Annotated in this window: 14 protein-coding genes and 1 pseudogene; 9 read left to right on the top strand and 6 right to left on the bottom strand. The window is 63.5% G+C overall.

Annotated elements, in window-relative coordinates:
• Window positions 1-86: 86 nt before the first annotated feature.
• The 4 genes from F8N66_RS02325 to F8N66_RS02310 all read right to left on the bottom strand — a co-directional run bounded on the left by F8N66_RS02325 (window position 87) and on the right by F8N66_RS02310 (window position 4,871).
• Window positions 87-1,523: an FAD/NAD(P)-binding protein gene (locus F8N66_RS02325; RefSeq protein WP_150768632.1), complete on the bottom strand. Its 1,437-nt coding sequence runs from the start codon at window positions 1,521-1,523 to the stop codon at window positions 87-89.
• 126 nt (window positions 1,524-1,649) lie between these two features.
• On the bottom strand, window positions 1,650-2,555 hold the full coding sequence (locus F8N66_RS02320) for an AMP-binding protein (RefSeq protein WP_150768631.1): 906 nt from the start codon (window positions 2,553-2,555) through the stop codon (window positions 1,650-1,652).
• Window positions 2,556-2,741: 186 nt separating this feature from the next.
• A complete protein-coding gene (locus tag F8N66_RS02315; protein WP_150768630.1) occupies window positions 2,742-4,145 on the bottom strand; it encodes an LLM class flavin-dependent oxidoreductase in 1,404 nt (467 codons plus the stop codon).
• A gap of 162 nt (window positions 4,146-4,307) precedes the next feature.
• Window positions 4,308-4,871 carry a helix-turn-helix domain-containing protein gene (locus F8N66_RS02310; protein ID WP_150768629.1) on the bottom strand — a complete coding sequence of 188 codons (564 nt, stop codon included), beginning with the start codon at window positions 4,869-4,871 and terminating at the stop codon, window positions 4,308-4,310.
• On the opposite strand from F8N66_RS02310, the pseudogene F8N66_RS02305 reads away from it, so the two are divergent.
• The 7 genes and pseudogenes from F8N66_RS02305 to F8N66_RS02275 all read left to right on the top strand — a co-directional run bounded on the left by F8N66_RS02305 (window position 4,866) and on the right by F8N66_RS02275 (window position 12,195).
• Window positions 4,866-5,892: pseudogene (locus F8N66_RS02305) on the top strand (DMT family transporter). The gene F8N66_RS02310 and the pseudogene F8N66_RS02305 overlap by 6 nt on opposite strands.
• A gap of 245 nt (window positions 5,893-6,137) precedes the next feature.
• Window positions 6,138-9,056, top strand: a complete 2,919-nt coding sequence (locus F8N66_RS02300; RefSeq protein WP_150768627.1) for a monovalent cation/H+ antiporter subunit A — start codon at window positions 6,138-6,140, stop codon at window positions 9,054-9,056.
• Entirely contained in the window at window positions 9,056-9,400 is a 345-nt protein-coding gene (locus tag F8N66_RS02295) for a Na+/H+ antiporter subunit C (protein WP_007986256.1), read from the top strand. The genes F8N66_RS02300 and F8N66_RS02295 overlap by 1 nt, the downstream gene beginning before the upstream one ends.
• Window positions 9,397-11,076 (top strand): monovalent cation/H+ antiporter subunit D, encoded by a 1,680-nt coding sequence (locus F8N66_RS02290; RefSeq protein ID WP_150768626.1) that lies wholly within the window; start codon window positions 9,397-9,399, stop codon window positions 11,074-11,076. Before F8N66_RS02295 ends, F8N66_RS02290 begins: the two co-directional genes overlap by 4 nt.
• Complete coding sequence (locus tag F8N66_RS02285; protein WP_150768625.1) at window positions 11,073-11,561, top strand: Na+/H+ antiporter subunit E; 489 nt, start codon at window positions 11,073-11,075, stop codon at window positions 11,559-11,561. The genes F8N66_RS02290 and F8N66_RS02285 overlap by 4 nt, the downstream gene beginning before the upstream one ends.
• Complete coding sequence (locus F8N66_RS02280) at window positions 11,558-11,836, top strand: K+/H+ antiporter subunit F (protein ID WP_150768624.1); 279 nt, start codon at window positions 11,558-11,560, stop codon at window positions 11,834-11,836. Before F8N66_RS02285 ends, F8N66_RS02280 begins: the two co-directional genes overlap by 4 nt.
• On the top strand, window positions 11,833-12,195 hold the full coding sequence (locus F8N66_RS02275) for a Na+/H+ antiporter subunit G (protein WP_150768623.1): 363 nt from the start codon (window positions 11,833-11,835) through the stop codon (window positions 12,193-12,195). Before F8N66_RS02280 ends, F8N66_RS02275 begins: the two co-directional genes overlap by 4 nt.
• A gap of 113 nt (window positions 12,196-12,308) precedes the next feature.
• On the opposite strand, the gene F8N66_RS02265 is transcribed toward F8N66_RS02275, so the two are convergent.
• On the bottom strand, window positions 12,309-12,746 hold the full coding sequence (locus F8N66_RS02265; RefSeq protein WP_150768621.1) for a DUF3995 domain-containing protein: 438 nt from the start codon (window positions 12,744-12,746) through the stop codon (window positions 12,309-12,311).
• Between the two features lie 95 nt (window positions 12,747-12,841).
• Between F8N66_RS02265 and F8N66_RS02260 the strand changes: the two genes are divergently transcribed.
• Together F8N66_RS02260 and F8N66_RS02255 are read left to right on the top strand one after the other, a co-directional pair.
• Window positions 12,842-13,228 (top strand): DUF2946 domain-containing protein, encoded by a 387-nt coding sequence (locus tag F8N66_RS02260; protein WP_150768620.1) that lies wholly within the window; start codon window positions 12,842-12,844, stop codon window positions 13,226-13,228.
• Between the two features lie 89 nt (window positions 13,229-13,317).
• Window positions 13,318-15,450 (top strand): TonB-dependent receptor, encoded by a 2,133-nt coding sequence (locus F8N66_RS02255; protein WP_150768619.1) that lies wholly within the window; start codon window positions 13,318-13,320, stop codon window positions 15,448-15,450.
• A gap of 100 nt (window positions 15,451-15,550) precedes the next feature.
• On the opposite strand, the gene F8N66_RS02250 is transcribed toward F8N66_RS02255, so the two are convergent.
• Window positions 15,551-16,564 carry an ABC transporter substrate-binding protein gene (locus tag F8N66_RS02250; RefSeq protein WP_150768618.1) on the bottom strand — a complete coding sequence of 338 codons (1,014 nt, stop codon included), beginning with the start codon at window positions 16,562-16,564 and terminating at the stop codon, window positions 15,551-15,553.
• Between the last annotated feature and the right edge of the window lie 114 nt (window positions 16,565-16,678).

Here is a 16,678-nt window from a genome sequence, read left to right as displayed (position 1 = left end):
GGGCAGGACGCCATCGCCGGCAAGCCGACGCCTACAGGAAAATGCGCAGGTAGCGGGTATGCGCAGAAACGGACAGACGCCCATCATCAAGCCTGCTCATTAACCAAGCGAGCGGCCAATGCCTTTGCCTGGCTGGCCACATCCGTCACCGCCGTACTTTCCCACCACATCCCCCGCAACGGCGGCCCCATGGCAAAGAGCCGCACGGCAACCTGCCCGTCCTTGTCCAGCACCGCGCCATCCACAGCCGCCGCAATTCCCAGCGCCAGCGGTCCCGGCCGCACCATTCCGCGAGCCAGCAGCTGCCGGGGCAACGGTCGCGCCACCCGCCGCCAGTCATATTCGATGCCACTGGAATTGATCAAGGCCGCACCACGGATAACCACCGTTTCAGCCTCACCACGACGACGAATCAGAATGCCCACGTCACGGCCCGAAGCAGGCTCAAGGCCCTTGAACGACGCGGCCTGAATCCGCAAGCGCCCTTCTGCGTGCAAGCGCGCCACCAATTGCGCGCTCAAGGGCGGCGAGCGGTGATGGTGGCTTTCCCACCATGGCCGCACATGCCGTACGAACTGGCGGCGTTGCACGTCGGTGGCCTGACTCCACAAGCGACCGATATGCGCCCGCACCGTGTCCAGTGGCGCCTGCCAGTCGATGCCTTGGGCGATGGCGTCGCGGCACTGCCGGCGCAGCTCGTGCAGCAATTGTCGCGGGGTGCGAATGCGGTGATCGGCGGCGAGGAAATCCGCCCAGGCCGGTGGTTGCCGCCGCACATGGGGCAGCAAGCCGTGACGGGAAAACACTTCGATTGGCCCGCGATGTCCGGCCTGTTCCAGCGATACCACGGCATCGACCATGGTCAGCCCCGAGCCGATGATCAGCACCGTCGACTGCGGATCGAGCTGCCGCATGGCCGCCACATCCCAGGGGTCGAGTGCCGCCGCGTTCAAGCCGCTGGATTCGATTTGCGGCGTGCGCGCCGCAGGGAACATCCCCGTGGCGAGTACGGCAAAGTCGCCCCGCAATCGTTGCCCGTCGCTCAGGGTCAACCGCACGCCATCGGCATCGGTTTGCAGGTCCACCACTTCGGCGCGTACGTGCTCGACCGTCGAACCGTTCAGCGCGCCCACCGCTTGCGCCTGCGCCAGGCGCTGCTGCACGTACAGGCCGAATAGGCCCCGTGGCGGGAACAGTTCGCTGATCGGCACATGCTGCTCATCCGATTCCGGCCAGCCCCCGGCGGCGATGTAGTCGGTCAGCCACTGGGTCAGGTCGTCGGCGTTGTCCGGGTCGACGCTCATGCGCGCCGCATTGCCGTTGAGCGTATGGCCCAGTTCCACGGCGCTGTAGGCCTCGCCCCGGCCGAGTTCGGCGCGGGGTTCGATCACCAGCACCGAGCGCCGGCCCGGCAGGCGCAACAATTGTGCCGCCAGCATCGTGCCGCTGAGGCCGCCGCCGACGATCAGGATGGTCGCGTGACGCAGGGCAGCGCTCGCCTGTCCGTGTTGGATTTCACTCATGCCGTTCTCACTGGTCGGTGTTTGCCTGTAGGCGTTCTGGAAAATCGCCTGGACGATAATAAGCGCCAACACCATGGAAGACTCATCGGACAGTACCAAAGTAGGACAGGATGGAATCGATCGTGGTCAAGCGAGGTCCCGTTTCAAGTCGGCAAGCCAGCCCGGCTCGGGTGGTGTCTGTGCCGTGCCCGTGGCTTGCCAGATGAACCGCAGGTTGTGCAAACCCAGCGCTCGGCGAACGCGCTGCCTGACCAGAAACTGCACGCTTTTTTGCGGGTGCGCCAGGGCCCAGTCGAACAGGCGCCGACGCCAGGTCCCCGGCAAAGCCAGATGGCTCTCCCATTGCGCCCCAAGCCGTTGCAGGCGCTCGGCGGAAAGCAGCAGGCCGGAAGGCGCCACTTCCCGGCGGTCATGCCTGGCGCTGCCGGGACTTTGCGCCAGGGCCAGGGTTTGCCCGCGATGCAGCCATTGCTCCAGCACCACGCGCAGGCCGTCCTGCCACTGCGTACCCTCCTCGCTCCATAGCTGTGCGCCAGAGAGCCCCAGGCGCAGGCGTTGCGGGGGCTCGACCGGCCCCAGCAGCCCGGCAAAATCGAGCAGTGACTGGCCCTGGCCGAGCCAGCGTTGCCGCGCCTGTCGGTCCGGCACAAAGGCATGGGTGGGACGGCTGTGCCACAGGACCTTGTGCAACGCGGACGGGTCGAGATTGTCCGGGACGCTGAGCAATTGGCCCCCCACCTGTTGCGCGGCCAGGGCCAGCAACAGCAGGTCCGGTTCGAAGGCACCGCTGACGGCCAACCGCGAATCCTCGCTGAACCCCTGCTGCCGCAAACCATCGGCCAGGCGCTCGACATCACGCAGGACATCGATCCAGCGCCAGACAAACCACTGCCCATGGCGCTTGTGCCGCAAGGCGGGTTGCAAGGGACTGACCTGCGCCCAATGGTTCAACTGCTCCAGCGCCCTGGGCACGCTGACCTGCCATTGCGCGATGTCCACCGTCGACGGACGCTTGAGTTCGTGCACGCTCATGGGGGGAACCTCCTGTTCATGGGCAAAGGCGTGCGGTGGTCCGCCGGGCTGTTCTATTGCTGATCAGCTTCCTGTGGGAGCGAGCCTGCTCGCGAAGAGGCCGGCATATACGACATCAATGTCGTCGGATAGAGCGCTTTCGCGAGCAGGCTCGCTCCCACAGGGATGTATGGTGTGCCCGGTTTTCTAGGCCGACAGCACTTTCTTTTGCTGCCCGCGCAATGCCGCCAGGTCGCGATAACCTGCCCCCGGATGAATCTCCGGCAATCGCGGCCCGGCCCCGAACAACTTCTCGCGCAAGGTCCCCGGTGCATACTCGGTCTTGTACACACCGCGCTTCTGCAACTCGGGCACCAGCAATTCCACGGCATCGATGAAGGTTTCGTGGGTCAGTGCATAGGCCAGGTTGAAGCCGTCCACGTCGGTCTCCTCGACCCATTCCTGCAACAGGTCGGCGACGGTTTCCGGGCTGCCGACGAACAGCGGGCCAAAGCCGCCGATCCCCACCCAATCGGCCAGTTCGTTGGGCGTCCAGACCTTGTTCGGATCCGCCGTGGAGAACGCCTCCACCGCCGACTGGATGGCGTTGGTGTGCACATGCTTGAGCGGCTCGTCGGGTTTGAATTGGCTGAAGTCGATGCCGGTCCAGCCGGAAATCAACGCCATGGCCCCTTCATAGCTGACCCAGGTTTTGTATTCCTCGAACTTGGCCTTGGCCTTGGCGTCAGTCTCGCCAAGGATCACCGTCTGCAAGTTGAAAACCAGCACCTTCGACGGATCGCGCCCGGCCTCGGCGGCACGCCGGCGAATGTCCGCGACGGTTTTCTTGAGCAGCACTTTCGAAGGCGCGGCGACGAACACGCACTCGGCGTGTTCGGCGGCGAACTGCTTGCCGCGGCTCGATGCGCCGGCCTGATAGAGCACCGGGGTGCGTTGCGGCGAGGGTTCGCACAGATGAATGCCCGGCACCTGGAAGTGTTTGCCGACGTGCCGGATTTCGTGGATTTTGCTCGGGTCGCTGAACACCCGACGCTCACGGTCGCGCAGGATGGCGCCCTCTTCCCAGCTGCCTTCCCACAGCTTGTAGCAAACCTCCAGGTACTCCTCGGCGAAGTCGTAACGGGCGTCGTGCTCGGTCTGGGTTTTCTGCCCGAGGTTCTTCGCGCCGCTCTCCAGGTACGAAGTGACGATGTTCCAGCCGGCGCGGCCCTTGGTCAGGTGATCGAGGGTCGACAGGCGCCGGGCGAACGGATACGGGTGCTCGAACGACAGCGAGGCGGTCAGGCCAAAACCCAAATGCTCGGTGACCAGCGCCATCGGCGGGATCAATTGCAACGGATCGTTGACCGGCACCTGGGCCGCCTGCCGAATCGCCGCCTCACCGTTGCCGTTGTAGACGTCATAGATACCCAGCACGTCGGCGATGAACAAACCGTCGAACTTGCCGCGCTCAAGGATTTTCGCCAGGTCGGTCCAGTACTCCAGGTCCTTGTACTGCCACGAGCGATCCCGTGGATGGGCCCACAGCCCCGGGGACTGGTGGCCGACACAGTTCATGTCAAAAGCGTTGAGACGAATTTCACGGGCCATCAAACGGCACTCCGAAAGCATTGGGAAGGAATACCCAGTGCGGTTGCAGGAGTCGTGCCTGATATTAAATTCGTTTTATTTCAGTATCTTAGGAGTAAAATCCAGAAACACTTATAGCTTTGGAGCAGCAAAGTGTTTATCCGCTGTTGACTGGCCAACAGTTCAGATCACCACGTTGCGCACGAACCGCACCGCCACCGTCCCCTCGTTGCGATAGGAATGCGGCTGGTTGCTGGCGAACATGAAAAACTCGCCGGCGCCGATGCGGTGCGGGACATCGCCGACCATCAGGGTCAGGCAGCCTTCAAAGACATAGAACTGTTCACTCCAGCCATCGGCATCCGGCTCCGACGGGTAATGGTCGCCCGGTTCCAGGCGCCATTCCCAAAGCTCGACTTCACGACTGGCATTGGCCTTGGCCAGCAACACCGCCTTGCTGCCGGGGATGGTCCCGGCCCAGGCCAGCTCGTTGATGCGGCTGTGGTCGCGCACTTCGGGGGCCTGGATCAGGTCGCTGAACGCCACGTCCAGCGCCTCGGCCACACGGTCGAGGGTGGTCAGGCTGACATTCTTTTCGCCGGCCTCGATGGCCACCAGCATGCGGCGGCTGACACCGGACTTTTCCGCCAGGGCGGTCTGGCTCATGTCGGCGGCATGGCGCAAACGACGAACGTTCTGGCTGACGTGCTGCAGGACAGAAGCCCGTTGCGTGGAATCTTTGTGCACTATATTGCTCACTGGGTGGTATTGGGCAGTATACTGCCCAACTTCCGGCGCATTGTGCGTCCCCCACTCGATAGTGTGCAAGATCATGACGTCGGTGAACTCCCCCCAGGCTTCCTCCCGTTTCCTGCGGCTCAGCAAGGCTGAGTGCGTACTGGTGCTGATCACCATGATCTGGGGCGGGACCTTTTTGCTGGTCCAGCATGCGATGACCGTCAGCGGACCGATGTTTTTCGTCGGCCTGCGCTTTGCCGCCGCCGCGAGCATCGTCGCCCTGTTCTCCTGGCGCAGCCTGCGCAACCTGACGCTGTTCGAGCTCAAGGCCGGCGCCTTTATCGGCGTGGCGATCATGCTCGGCTATGGCTTGCAGACTGTCGGCCTGCAAAGCATTCCCAGCAGCCAGTCGGCCTTTATCACCGCGTTGTACGTACCTTTCGTGCCGTTGCTGCAATGGCTGGTGCTGGGGCGCCGTCCGGGGTTGATGCCCAGCATCGGGATCATGATGGCGTTTACCGGGTTGATGTTGGTGTCGGGACCTTCCGGCGCGTCGTTCAATTTCAGCCCCGGTGAGATCGCCACCTTGATCGGTGCCATCGCCATTGCCGCGGAGATCATTCTGATCAGCAACTTTGCCGGTCAGGTCGATGTGAAACGGGTGACGGTGGTGCAATTGGCGGTCACCGCGCTGCTGTCGTTCCTGATGGTGGTGCCAACCCAGGAACGGATACCGGACTTTTCCTGGCTGCTGCTGTGCAGCGCCCTGGGGCTGGGCGCGGCGAGTGCGGCGATTCAGGTGGCGATGAACTGGGCGCAGAAGAGCGTTTCGCCCACCCGTGCGACCTTGATCTATGCCGGCGAGCCGGTGTGGGCCGGGATAGTCGGGCGGATGGCCGGGGAGCGGTTGCCGGCGATTGCCTTGCTGGGGGCCGGGTTGATTGTGGCGGCGGTGATTGTCAGTGAGTTGAAGGCCAAGGGTAAGAGTGTCGAGGCTGAGGACGCGTTGGAACAAGAAACTCAAGGTTAACCTGCGAAATCATCGGTGCCTGGACGATAGCCTTCGCGAGCAAGCCCGCTCCCACATTTGGAATGCGTTCCCCCGTGGGAGCGGGCTTGCTCGCGAAGGGGCCAGACCTGCCAAATACAATCCCCTGAAACAATGTTAAACAGGCTTTTTCCAACTACCTTGTAGGATTCTGCGACAGCTTGGCGTTTGGCGATCCGGGAGCTGGCACGTATGATGCTTCACAAACTTCCGCAGATTAGAAGCCTATGTCCCTGATAGTTCTACTGCTTCTGCCTTTTTTAGGCAGCTGTCTGGCAGCGGTGCTGCCACACAACGCGCGTAACACCGAATCCCTCCTGGCTGGCCTGGTGGCCTTGATCGGCACCGTTCAGGTCGCGCTCCTGTACCCGCAAATCGCCCATGGCGGCGTGATCCGTGAAGAGTTTTTCTGGCTGCCGAGCCTGGGCCTGAACTTCGTCCTGCGCATGGACGGCTTCGCCTGGCTGTTCTCGATGCTGGTGCTGGGCATCGGCACGCTGGTGTCGCTGTACGCCCGCTACTACATGTCGCCGGACGATCCGGTGCCGCGCTTCTTCGCGTTTTTCCTGGCGTTCATGGGCGCCATGCTCGGGCTGGTGATCTCCGGCAATCTTATTCAAATCGTGTTTTTCTGGGAGCTGACCAGCCTCTTCTCGTTCCTGCTGATCGGCTACTGGCACCACCGCGCCGATGCCCGGCGCGGCGCCTACATGGCGCTGATGGTCACCGGGGCCGGGGGTTTGTGCCTGCTGGCGGGGGTCATGCTGCTTGGCCATGTGGTCGGCAGCTATGACCTGGACAAGGTCCTGGCCGCCGGCGATCTGATTCGTGCCCATGCCCTCTACCCCATCCTGCTGCCCCTGATCCTCATCGGCGCCCTGAGCAAAAGCGCGCAATTCCCCTTCCACTTCTGGCTCCCCCACGCCATGGCCGCACCGACACCGGTCTCGGCCTATCTGCACTCGGCCACCATGGTCAAGGCCGGGGTGTTCCTGCTGGCAAGGCTGTGGCCGTCGCTGTCGGGCAGTGAAGAATGGTTCTACATCGTCAGCGGCGCCGGGGCCTGCACCCTGTTGCTCGGCGCTTATTGCGCCATGTTCCAGAACGACCTCAAGGGCCTGCTGGCCTACTCGACCATCAGCCACCTCGGGCTGATCACCCTGCTGCTGGGCCTGAACAGTCCGCTGGCGGCCGTGGCCGCGGTGTTCCACATCCTCAACCACGCCACGTTCAAGGCCTCGCTGTTCATGGCCGCCGGGATCATCGACCACGAAAGCGGCACCCGCGACATCCGCAAGCTCAGCGGCCTGATCAAGCTGATTCCGTTCACCGCCACCCTGGCGATGGTCGCCAGCGCCTCCATGGCCGGCGTACCGCTGCTCAACGGTTTCCTGTCCAAAGAGATGTTCTTCGCCGAAACCGTGTTCATCAACGCCACGGCCTGGATCGAAACGACCCTGCCCATCGTCGCGACCATCGCCGGGACCTTCAGCGTCGCCTATTCCCTGCGTTTCACCGTGGACGTGTTCTTCGGCCCGACCGCCACCGACCTGCCGCACACCCCGCACGAGCCGCCGCGCTGGATGCGCGCTCCGGTCGAATTGCTGGTGTTCGCCTGCCTGGTGGTGGGGATCTTCCCGGCGCAGGTGGTCGGCCCGTTGCTGGCCGCCGCCGCGCTGCCGGTGGTGGGCGGAACATTGCCGCAATACAGCCTGGCGATCTGGCACGGCTTGAACGCGCCGATGATCATGAGCCTGATCGCCATGTCCGGCGGCATCGTGCTGTACCTGCTGCTGCGCAACCAGCTCAAGCGCGGGCGCTTCCGCTACCCGCCGCTCATTGGCCGGTTCAACGGCAAGCGCCTGTTCGAACGCAGCCTGGTGATCATGATGCACCTGGGCCGACGCCTGGAGCGGCGGATCAGCACCCGGCGCCTGCAAACCCAGCTGTTCCTGATGGTGCTCGCCGCCGTCCTCGCCGGCTTGATCCCGATGCTGCACAGCAGCCTGAGCTGGGGCGACCGGCCGAAAATTCCGGGCTCGATCGTGTTCGTCATCCTCTGGCTGCTGGCGATTGTCTGCGCCCTCGGCGCCGCCTGGCAGGCCAAGTATCACCGTCTCGCCGCCCTGACCATGGTCAGCGTCTGCGGCCTGATGACCTGCGTGACCTTCGTCTGGTTCTCGGCGCCCGACCTTGCCCTGACGCAACTGGTGGTCGAAGTGGTGACCACGGTGCTGATCCTGCTGGGCCTGCGCTGGCTGCCGCGACGGATCGAAGAGGTGTCGCCCTTGCCGAGCAGCCTGCGCAAGGCGCGTATCCGGCGGATCCGCGACTTGCTGCTGTCGACCGTGGTCGGCGGGGGCATGGCGGTGTTGTCCTATGCGATGCTGACGCGCCAGACGCCGAACGACATTTCCTCGTTCTACCTGAGCCGCGCGCTGCCCGAGGGTGGCGGCAGCAACGTGGTCAACGTGATGCTGGTGGACTTCCGCGGTTTCGACACCCTCGGCGAGGTCACCGTGCTGGCGGCCGTGGCGCTGACCGTGTTCGCCCTGCTGCGCCGTTTCCGCCCGCCCAAGGAAAGCCTGCAACTGCCGGCCCAGCAGCGCTTGCTCGCGCCCGACGTGGTCACCGACCTGGTCAACCCGCGTCACGCCAGCGACACCGCGCTCGGTTTCATGATGGTGCCGGCGGTGCTGGTTCGCCTGCTGTTGCCGATTGCCCTGGTGGTGTCGTTCTACCTGTTCATGCGCGGGCACAACCAGCCGGGCGGCGGTTTTGTCGCCGGGCTGGTGATGTCGGTGGCGTTCATCCTGCAATACATGGTGGCGGGCACGCAGTGGGTCGAGGCGCAAATGAGCCTGCGACCGCTGCGCTGGATGAGCACCGGCCTGCTGTTCGCCACGGTCACCGGACTGGGTGCGATGGCGGCCGGCTATCCGTTCCTGACCACTCACACCTGGCATCTGGACCTGCCGCTGCTGGGTGACATCCACCTCGCCAGCGCGCTGTTCTTTGACGTTGGCGTGTATTCGGTGGTGGTCGGTTCGACACTGCTGATCCTCACCGCCCTCGCCCACCAGTCGGTACGGGGTCATAAAACCTCGGCCCAGCCCAAACCCGTCGCCATCAAGGAGGCCGTCTGATGGAAGAAGTCATCGCAATCGCCATCGGCGTCCTGGCCGCGTCCGGCGTCTGGCTGATCCTGCGGCCCCGGACGTTCCAGGTGGTCATGGGCCTGTGCCTTTTGTCCTATGGCGTCAACCTGTTCATCTTCAGCATGGGCAGCCTGTTCATCGGCAAGGAGCCGATCATCAAGGACGGCGTGCCGCAGGATCTGCTGCACTACACCGACCCGTTGCCCCAGGCGCTGGTCCTGACCGCGATCGTCATCAGCTTTGCCATGACCGCGCTGTTCCTGGTGGTCTTGCTGGCCTCTCGGGGCCTGACCGGCACCGACCATGTGGATGGCCGGGAGCCTAAAGAATGAATGCGATGACGCACCTGATCGCGGCACCGATCCTGCTGCCGCTGCTGACCGCCGCCATCATGATGATGCTCGGCGAAAAGCACCGTCCGCTCAAAGCCAAAATCAACCTGTTCTCCAGCCTGCTGGGCCTGGGCATCTCGCTGCTGTTGTTGCAATGGACGCAAACCACCGGCGTGCCTGGCTCCATCGGCGTGTACCTGCCCGGCAACTGGCAGGTGCCGTTCGGCCTGGTGCTGGTGGTCGATCGCCTGTCGGCGCTGATGCTGGTGCTGACCGGGATCATCGGCGTCAGCGCCCTGCTGTTCGCCATGGCGCGCTGGGACAGTGCCGGTTCGAGCTTCCATGCGCTGTTCCAGATTCAGTTGATGGGCCTGTATGGCGCGTTCCTGACCGCTGACCTGTTCAACCTGTTCGTGTTCTTCGAAGTGCTGCTGGCCGCTTCCTACGGCCTGATGCTCCACGGCTCGGGCCGGGCGCGGGTGTCGTCGGGCCTGCATTACATCTCGATCAACCTGCTGGCCTCGACCCTGTTCCTGATCGGTGCGGCGCTGATCTATGGGGTGACCGGCACCCTGAACATGGCCGACCTGGCGCTGAAGATCCCGCTGGTGCCACAGGCCGATCGCGGGCTGCTGCATGCCGGCGCGGGCATCCTGGCAGTGGCGTTCCTGGCCAAGGCCGGGATGTGGCCGCTGAATTTCTGGCTGGTGCCGGCGTACTCCTCGGCGAGCGCGCCCGTGGCGGCGATGTTCGCGATCATGACCAAGGTCGGCATCTACACCTTGCTGCGCCTGTGGACCCTGCTGTTTTCCGGCCAGGCCGGGGCCTCGGCGTATTTCGGTGGCGAGTGGCTGATCTACGGCGGCATGGCCACGATTATCTGCGCAGCCGTGGCGATCCTCGCCGCGCAACGCCTGGAACGCATGGCCAGCCTGAGCATCCTGGTGTCGGCGGGGATTCTGCTGTCGGCCATCGGTTTCGCCCAGCCCGACCTGATCGGCGCGGCGCTGTTTTATCTGGTCAGCTCGACCTTGGCCTTGAGCGCGCTGTTCATGCTGGCCGAGCTGATCGAACGTTCGCGCTCGGCCAACGAAATCCCCCTGGAAGATGAAAACGAAATGCTGCCACGGCCGCTGGAATCGTTGCATCCGGCCAAGGGCGTCAACCTCGACGATGACCAGAAAGCGGTGGTCGGCCAGGTGATTCCCTGGACCATGGCGTTCCTTGGCCTGAGCTTCATTGCCTGCGCACTGCTGATCATCGGCATGCCGCCGCTGTCGGGGTTCATTGGCAAGCTCGGCCTGCTCAGTGCCCTGCTCAACCCGCTGGGCCTTGGGCATGAAGCACCGATCTCGAACGCGGCGTGGGGCTTGCTGGCGCTGCTGATCCTTTCTGGCCTGGCCTCGCTGGTGGCCTTTTCGCGACTGGGCATCCAGCGCTTCTGGACGCCAGCGGAACGACCGTCGCCGCTGTTGCGCCGCCTGGAATGCGTGCCGATCTTCGCGCTGCTGGGCTTGAGCATCGCGCTGACCTTCAAGGCCGAGCCACTGCTGCGCTACACCCAGGCCGCCGCCGACGCCTTGAACAATCCCGAGCAGTACGTGATGGCCGTGCTCGGCACCCGCGCCGTTCCGAGCCCGGAAGCGCGGGCGGCGATGCTGGAGGTGCGCCCATGAAGCGTCTGTTTCCCGCACCGTGGCTGTCGCTGGCCCTGTGGTTGTTGTGGCTGGTACTGAACCTGTCGATGAGTCCCGGCAACCTGCTGCTGGGTGCCGCGCTGGGTTTCTTCGCGCCCTTGATGATGCGCAAGCTGCGACCTTTGCCGATCCGCATTCGGCGGCCAGGGGTGATCCTGCGCCTGTTCCTGGTGGTCGGTCGCGATGTCGTGGTGTCCAACCTCGCCGTGGCCTGGGGCGTGCTCAATGCCGGGCGCCGGCCACCGCGCTCGCGGTTCATCAAGGTGCCGCTGGACCTGCGCGATGCCAACGGCCTGGCGACGCTGTCGATGATCTGCACCGTGGTGCCCGGCACGGTCTGGTCGGAGCTGGCGCTGGACCGCAGCATTCTGTTGCTGCACGTCTTCGATCTGGATGACGAAGGGCTGTTCATCGAGCACTTCAAGTCGACCTACGAACGACCGTTGATGGAGATCTTCGAATGAGCGCCCTGCTGTCGAACGCGATTGTCCTGAGCCTGTTCCTGTTTTCCGTGGCGATGATCCTGACCCTGATCCGCCTGTTCAAGGGGCCTTCGGCCCAGGACCGGGTCCTGGCGCTGGACTACCTGTACATCATCGCCATGCTGATGATGCTGACCCTGGGCATCCGCTATGCCAGTGATACCTACTTCGAGGCGGCGCTGCTGATCGCGCTGTTCGGCTTCGTCGGCTCGTTTGCCCTGGCGAAATTCCTGCTGCGTGGCGAGGTGATCGAATGAACGCTGAACTGTCCTTGTGGGTGGAAATGGCGGTGGCCATCCTGCTGGTGCTCAGCAGCCTGTTTGCGCTGATTGGCGCCATTGGCCTGGTGCGGATGAAGGATTACTTCCAGCGCATGCACCCGCCGGCACTGGCGTCGACATTAGGCGCCTGGTGCGTGGCGCTGGCGTCGATCATCTACTTTTCCGCGCTCAAGTCCGCGCCGGTATTGCACGCGTGGCTGATTCCGATCCTGCTGGCGATTACGGTGCCGGTGACCACCCTGCTGCTGGCCCGGGCGGCGTTGTTCCGCAAGCGCATGGCCGGGGATGATGTGCCGGCGGAGGTCAGTAGCCGCCGTACCGAAAGCGGGGGTTGAATCCGGGATTTGTATTGAATGGGCCGACGCCTTCGCGAGCAAGCCCGCTCCCACCCTGGAATGCGTTCCCCTGTGGGAGCGGGCTTGCTCGCGAAGGCGTCAGCGGGGACACCTCAAACCCAGGCCACGGCCAACAACCCGCCCCCCAGCACCACACACAACGGCGAATACACCCAGGTATCCCATCGGGCAAACCTGGAGCCTTTGACCTCCTTGAAAAAACCCACCAGCTCCGAATCGCCAATCGCCCGGGCGAACAGCAATAGCGCAATCGCGCTGATCACCCACTGCAACACCCGATGCTGCACCTGTGGCAGCCACCAGCCGACCCGCAAACACACCAGCACCGCAATCGCCAGCAAGGCAGCGGCCACCAGCAAGGTGATCCAGCCTTGTGGTTCGAAGGCCGGCTGCAACTGCACACCGCCCTCCACCGGCACCTGCGGCACGGCGGCCACCGCCGCCCACTCACCGCCAAACGCCCAATACACGTGCACCAGGCTGATCGCCGCAAATATCGTCACCAGCCATTGAGCCAACGCAAAGGTCATGGTTGAAGATCCTTGAAAGGGATTTGGACAGAATCATCCTAGTCGGCATTTTTTGAAGTGCACGACCGGTCGGCGGTGGAGTAAAGTGCCGCCCCATGAAATTCTCCCGCACCGATCGCTCACTGCTGGCCTGGACGCTCTACTGCTGCGTTCTGTTCAATGTGTTCGCCTGCAGCATCGGTCACGGGCAAATGGTCGGGATGCAACTCAATGGCATCGGCGGCCAGTTCTGTACGGTCGACCCGGCCACCCAGGCACCGGCTTCGACCCACTCGTCCCAGGAACAACTGCCGACGCTGTCCAAGGCCTTCGGCTGCCCACTGTGTTCCACCGGGGGCATGGGCCCGGCGTTCAACTCCAGCCTGACCCTGGCGATCCTGCCCGAGCAACACAGCCCGCCGCTGGCGCCGATCGCCAGTACCGACCTCCCTGCCCGCTTCACCTGGCCCTCGGCCAACCCGCGCGCGCCGCCGCTCGCCTGAATCTCTTCGTCGCTATCGTTCAGCCCACTTCGCCAACGCGAGGCGTTTGCGTGTGCGCTGCTTGCTAACCAAGCATTCAGGATTCATCAATGAAACACGTTCCTTTACTGGCGAGCCTGTTCGGCTGCCTGTCCGTCAGCGCCTGGGCACAATCCACGGTCGATCTGGCCCCGATCACCATCGACGGCGAGCAAGGCGCCGCACCCGGCCTGAACCTGGACCAGTCCAGCGGCATGGCCTCGCGCCTGGGCTTGAGTGTGCGGGACACCCCGGCCTCGGTGGCCATCGCCAACCGCAACGACATCGAACGCCGTGGTGCGCAGAACTTCCAGGACGCCGCCAACACCCTGCCCGGCGTCAATGCCAGCGCACCGCCGGGCTTCGGCGGTTTCGTCTCCTATCGAGGCTTCACCAGCAGCCAGATCACCCAGATGTTCAATGGCGTGAACGTATCCGGTGGCCTCGCCCGGCCCGTGGATGCGTGGATTTATGACCGGGTGGAGCTGGTCGGTGGCCCGTCGTCACTGATCAATGGCGCCGGCTCCGTGGGCGGCTCGCTGAACTACGTCACCAAACTGGCGAGCCGCGACGAGCAGGCACTGGAAGGCAGGGTCAGCTACGGCACCTACGACGCCACCCAAACCGCCTTCAGCCTCAATCATGCGTTGAGCGAAGCCGGCGCGAACGTGCAGCATTACGCCCGCCTCGACGTCAGCCACAACACCGGCAACGGCTACATCGACCGGCAGGAGCGTGATGCCTGGAGCGTCGCGTTTTCATTGCTCAGCGACCTGACGCCAGACCTGTCCCACACCCTGGCCCTGGAATACCAGGACGAACACGAAGACAGCCCCTACTGGGGCACGCCAGTGCTGAGCCCCAAGGCTGGCGAACTGAAGATCGACAGACACAACCGCTTCAATAATTACAACGTCGAAGACGGCCGCTACGAACAGCGGACGATCTGGGTGCGCTCGATCATCGACTACCGGATCAACGACAGCACCACCCTGCGCAACATGCTTTACCACCTCGACAGCCAGCGCGATTACCGCAACCTGGAAACCTACCAGTACAACGCCGACAACAGCGCGGTGAACCGCTCCACGGCTTATCAGGTGCGGCACCAGGGCGAGCAGGACGGCAACCAGTTCGAACTGCGCCACGACAACACGCTGCTGGGGCTGGCGACGACCTGGTCCGGCGGCTTCGAGTACAAGGTCAACCAGACCACCAACTCGCCGCTCAACGTCAAAGGCGCCAGCACGGTCGATCCAGACAACTATTCGCCGGGGCACTTCTACGACATTCCTGGCACCCGACAGGGTTTCGTCAGCGACAAGACCAACGAGGTCACCACCAAGGCCCTGTTTGTCGAGAATCGCCTGGCATTCACCGACAAACTGTCGCTGCTGACTGGCCTGCGCTATGACGACATCGACCTCGACGTGACCAACCACCGCGTCGTCACCGCCAGCAATCCACGGCACCTCAAGCGCCGCTGGGAACCGCTGACCGGGCGCGTTGGCCTGACCTATCAGGTATTGCCGTCAGCGAATGTCTACGCGCAATACAGCACCGCCGCCGAGCAGCCCAATGGCACCCAGGACTTCGACGTGTCCACGGGCAAGCAGTGGGAAGTCGGCAGCAAGTTCGACTACCTGGACGGTCGCGGCTCGGCGACGGTGGCGGCGTACAGGATCGAGCGCAAGGACTTCGCGGTGACCGACCCGCAAGACCCGACCCTGAGCATTCCGGTGGGCCAGCAAACGTCGCGGGGCATCGAAGTGGCCAGCTCGCTGCGCATCACCGACCAGCTGCTGGCCGAAGGCAACTTCGCCTGGGTCGATGCCCAATACGATGAATTCACCGAGAAGAATACCGCCGGCGAGGTGGTTTCACGCCAGGGCAACACGCCGACCAACGTCCCGGACCGGGTCGGCAACCTGTGGCTGACCTATGATTTCGCGCCGCAATGGCAAGGCGGAGTGGATGCACGCTACGTGGCATCGGTGTTTGCCGACAGCGCCAACACCCTGACCGTGCCGTCGTACACGCTGTTCGGTTCGTTTCTCAGCTACAAGGTCGACCGGCACACCACGATCACCGGCCGGGTGCGCAACCTGACCAACGAGGTGTATGCCGAGTTTGCCCATGTGTCGCCGGCGTATTACCTGGGATCGCCGCGAACCTTTGAGTTGGCGGTGCAGACAACGTTTTGATATCTCCCTGTAGGAGCTGCCGCAGGCTGCGATCTTTTGATTTTGCTTTTTAAAAAACAAGATCAAAAGATCGCAGCCTGCGGCAGCTCCTACACGGCGCCTACAGACCGGCCGACACCTTGTCCGCCACCTCCTTGGGCACCCAGGCCTTCCACACATCCGGATGCTTCTTCATGAAGTCCTCCGCCGCCTGACGCGGCGCCGTGTGTTTCTCGCTCATGTCCGCCAGGGCCTTGTTCAACGGGTCGATGGGAAAGTCGACCTTGGCGAAGAACTCGGCAATCTGCGGATACTGCTTCTGGAAAGGCGTGGACACGCCGATGGACAGTTTCGAAGCCAGGGAACGGGTGGGTCGCGGGTTTGGATTGTCGGCGTCGGTCAGGGTTTTCCAGGCCTCGGCATCGAATGGCGGCTCTTCCAGCTGAATCAGTTTGAAGCGACCCAGCAGCGGCGTGGGCGACCAGTAATAGAACAACACCGGTTTGCCGCGACGGATCGACGAACTGATCTCGGCGTCCAGCGCCGCCCCGGAACCGCTGCGGAAATTCACGTAGCTGTCTTCCAGGCCATAGGCCCTGAGCTTCTGCTTGTTGACCACTTCCGATGTCCAGCCGATGGGACTGTTGAGGAACCGCCCCTTGCCGGGTGCTTCCGGGTCCTTGAACACGTCCTTGTACCTGGGCAGGTCGCTGACACTGCGCAAGTCCGGCGCCAACGGCTTGATGCCCTTGGCCGGGTCGCCCTTGATCACGTATTCCGGCACCCACCAGCCTTCGGTGGCGCCCTTGACTGTATCGCCCAGGCTGACGACCTTGCCTTCGGCTTCGGCCTTGACCCACACCGGACTGCGCCCGGCCCACTCTTCGCCAATCACCTGAATGTCATTGTTGGCCAATGCGGTTTCCAGGGTAATCGTGGTCCCCGGCAACGTGTCGGTCGGCAGGCCGTAACCCTTTTCGACAATGATCCGCAGGATGTCGGTGATCAGGCTGCCGCTTTCCCAGTTCAGGTCGGCGAAATGGATCGGCGCCTGGGCGGCCAGCACCGGAACGGGCGACGCCCATACACCGCAAGTGACCAGGACAGCAGCCAGCAACCGTCGAAAACCTTTCATGCTTTTGCACCTCGTGCTGTTCACAGCAATAGCAGGATGGCCAGGCAGATGACCACGAAGCCTCTGAAACTTCAGTCATCTGACTGTAGTAGAGGTTCCTGCTTTCGAGGGGTT

The organism is Pseudomonas fluorescens (assembly GCF_902498195.1).
Taxonomy (GTDB): domain Bacteria; phylum Pseudomonadota; class Gammaproteobacteria; order Pseudomonadales; family Pseudomonadaceae; genus Aquipseudomonas; species Aquipseudomonas fluorescens_BU.
Note: the sequence above shows the minus strand (reverse complement) of the source record. Positions and strands in the feature narration are given on the sequence as shown.

Excerpts from the sequence above, each read along its gene's own strand:
- F8N66_RS02260 (WP_150768620.1), top strand. The coding sequence starts at position 12,842 with ATGAAATTCTCCCGCACCGATCGCTCACTGCTGGCCTGGACGCTCTAC.
- F8N66_RS02265 (WP_150768621.1), bottom strand. The coding sequence starts at position 12,746 with ATGACCTTTGCGTTGGCTCAATGGCTGGTGACGATATTTGCGGCGATC.
- F8N66_RS02250 (WP_150768618.1), bottom strand. The coding sequence starts at position 16,564 with ATGAAAGGTTTTCGACGGTTGCTGGCTGCTGTCCTGGTCACTTGCGGT.
- F8N66_RS02285 (WP_150768625.1), top strand. The coding sequence starts at position 11,073 with ATGAAGCGTCTGTTTCCCGCACCGTGGCTGTCGCTGGCCCTGTGGTTG.
- F8N66_RS02275 (WP_150768623.1), top strand. The coding sequence starts at position 11,833 with ATGAACGCTGAACTGTCCTTGTGGGTGGAAATGGCGGTGGCCATCCTG.
- F8N66_RS02325 (WP_150768632.1), bottom strand. The coding sequence starts at position 1,523 with ATGAGTGAAATCCAACACGGACAGGCGAGCGCTGCCCTGCGTCACGCG.
- F8N66_RS02300 (WP_150768627.1), top strand. The coding sequence starts at position 6,138 with ATGTCCCTGATAGTTCTACTGCTTCTGCCTTTTTTAGGCAGCTGTCTG.
- F8N66_RS02315 (WP_150768630.1), bottom strand. The coding sequence starts at position 4,145 with ATGGCCCGTGAAATTCGTCTCAACGCTTTTGACATGAACTGTGTCGGC.
- F8N66_RS02280 (WP_150768624.1), top strand. The coding sequence starts at position 11,558 with ATGAGCGCCCTGCTGTCGAACGCGATTGTCCTGAGCCTGTTCCTGTTT.
- F8N66_RS02320 (WP_150768631.1), bottom strand. The coding sequence starts at position 2,555 with ATGAGCGTGCACGAACTCAAGCGTCCGTCGACGGTGGACATCGCGCAA.
- F8N66_RS02295 (WP_007986256.1), top strand. The coding sequence starts at position 9,056 with ATGGAAGAAGTCATCGCAATCGCCATCGGCGTCCTGGCCGCGTCCGGC.
- F8N66_RS02255 (WP_150768619.1), top strand. The coding sequence starts at position 13,318 with ATGAAACACGTTCCTTTACTGGCGAGCCTGTTCGGCTGCCTGTCCGTC.
- F8N66_RS02290 (WP_150768626.1), top strand. The coding sequence starts at position 9,397 with ATGAATGCGATGACGCACCTGATCGCGGCACCGATCCTGCTGCCGCTG.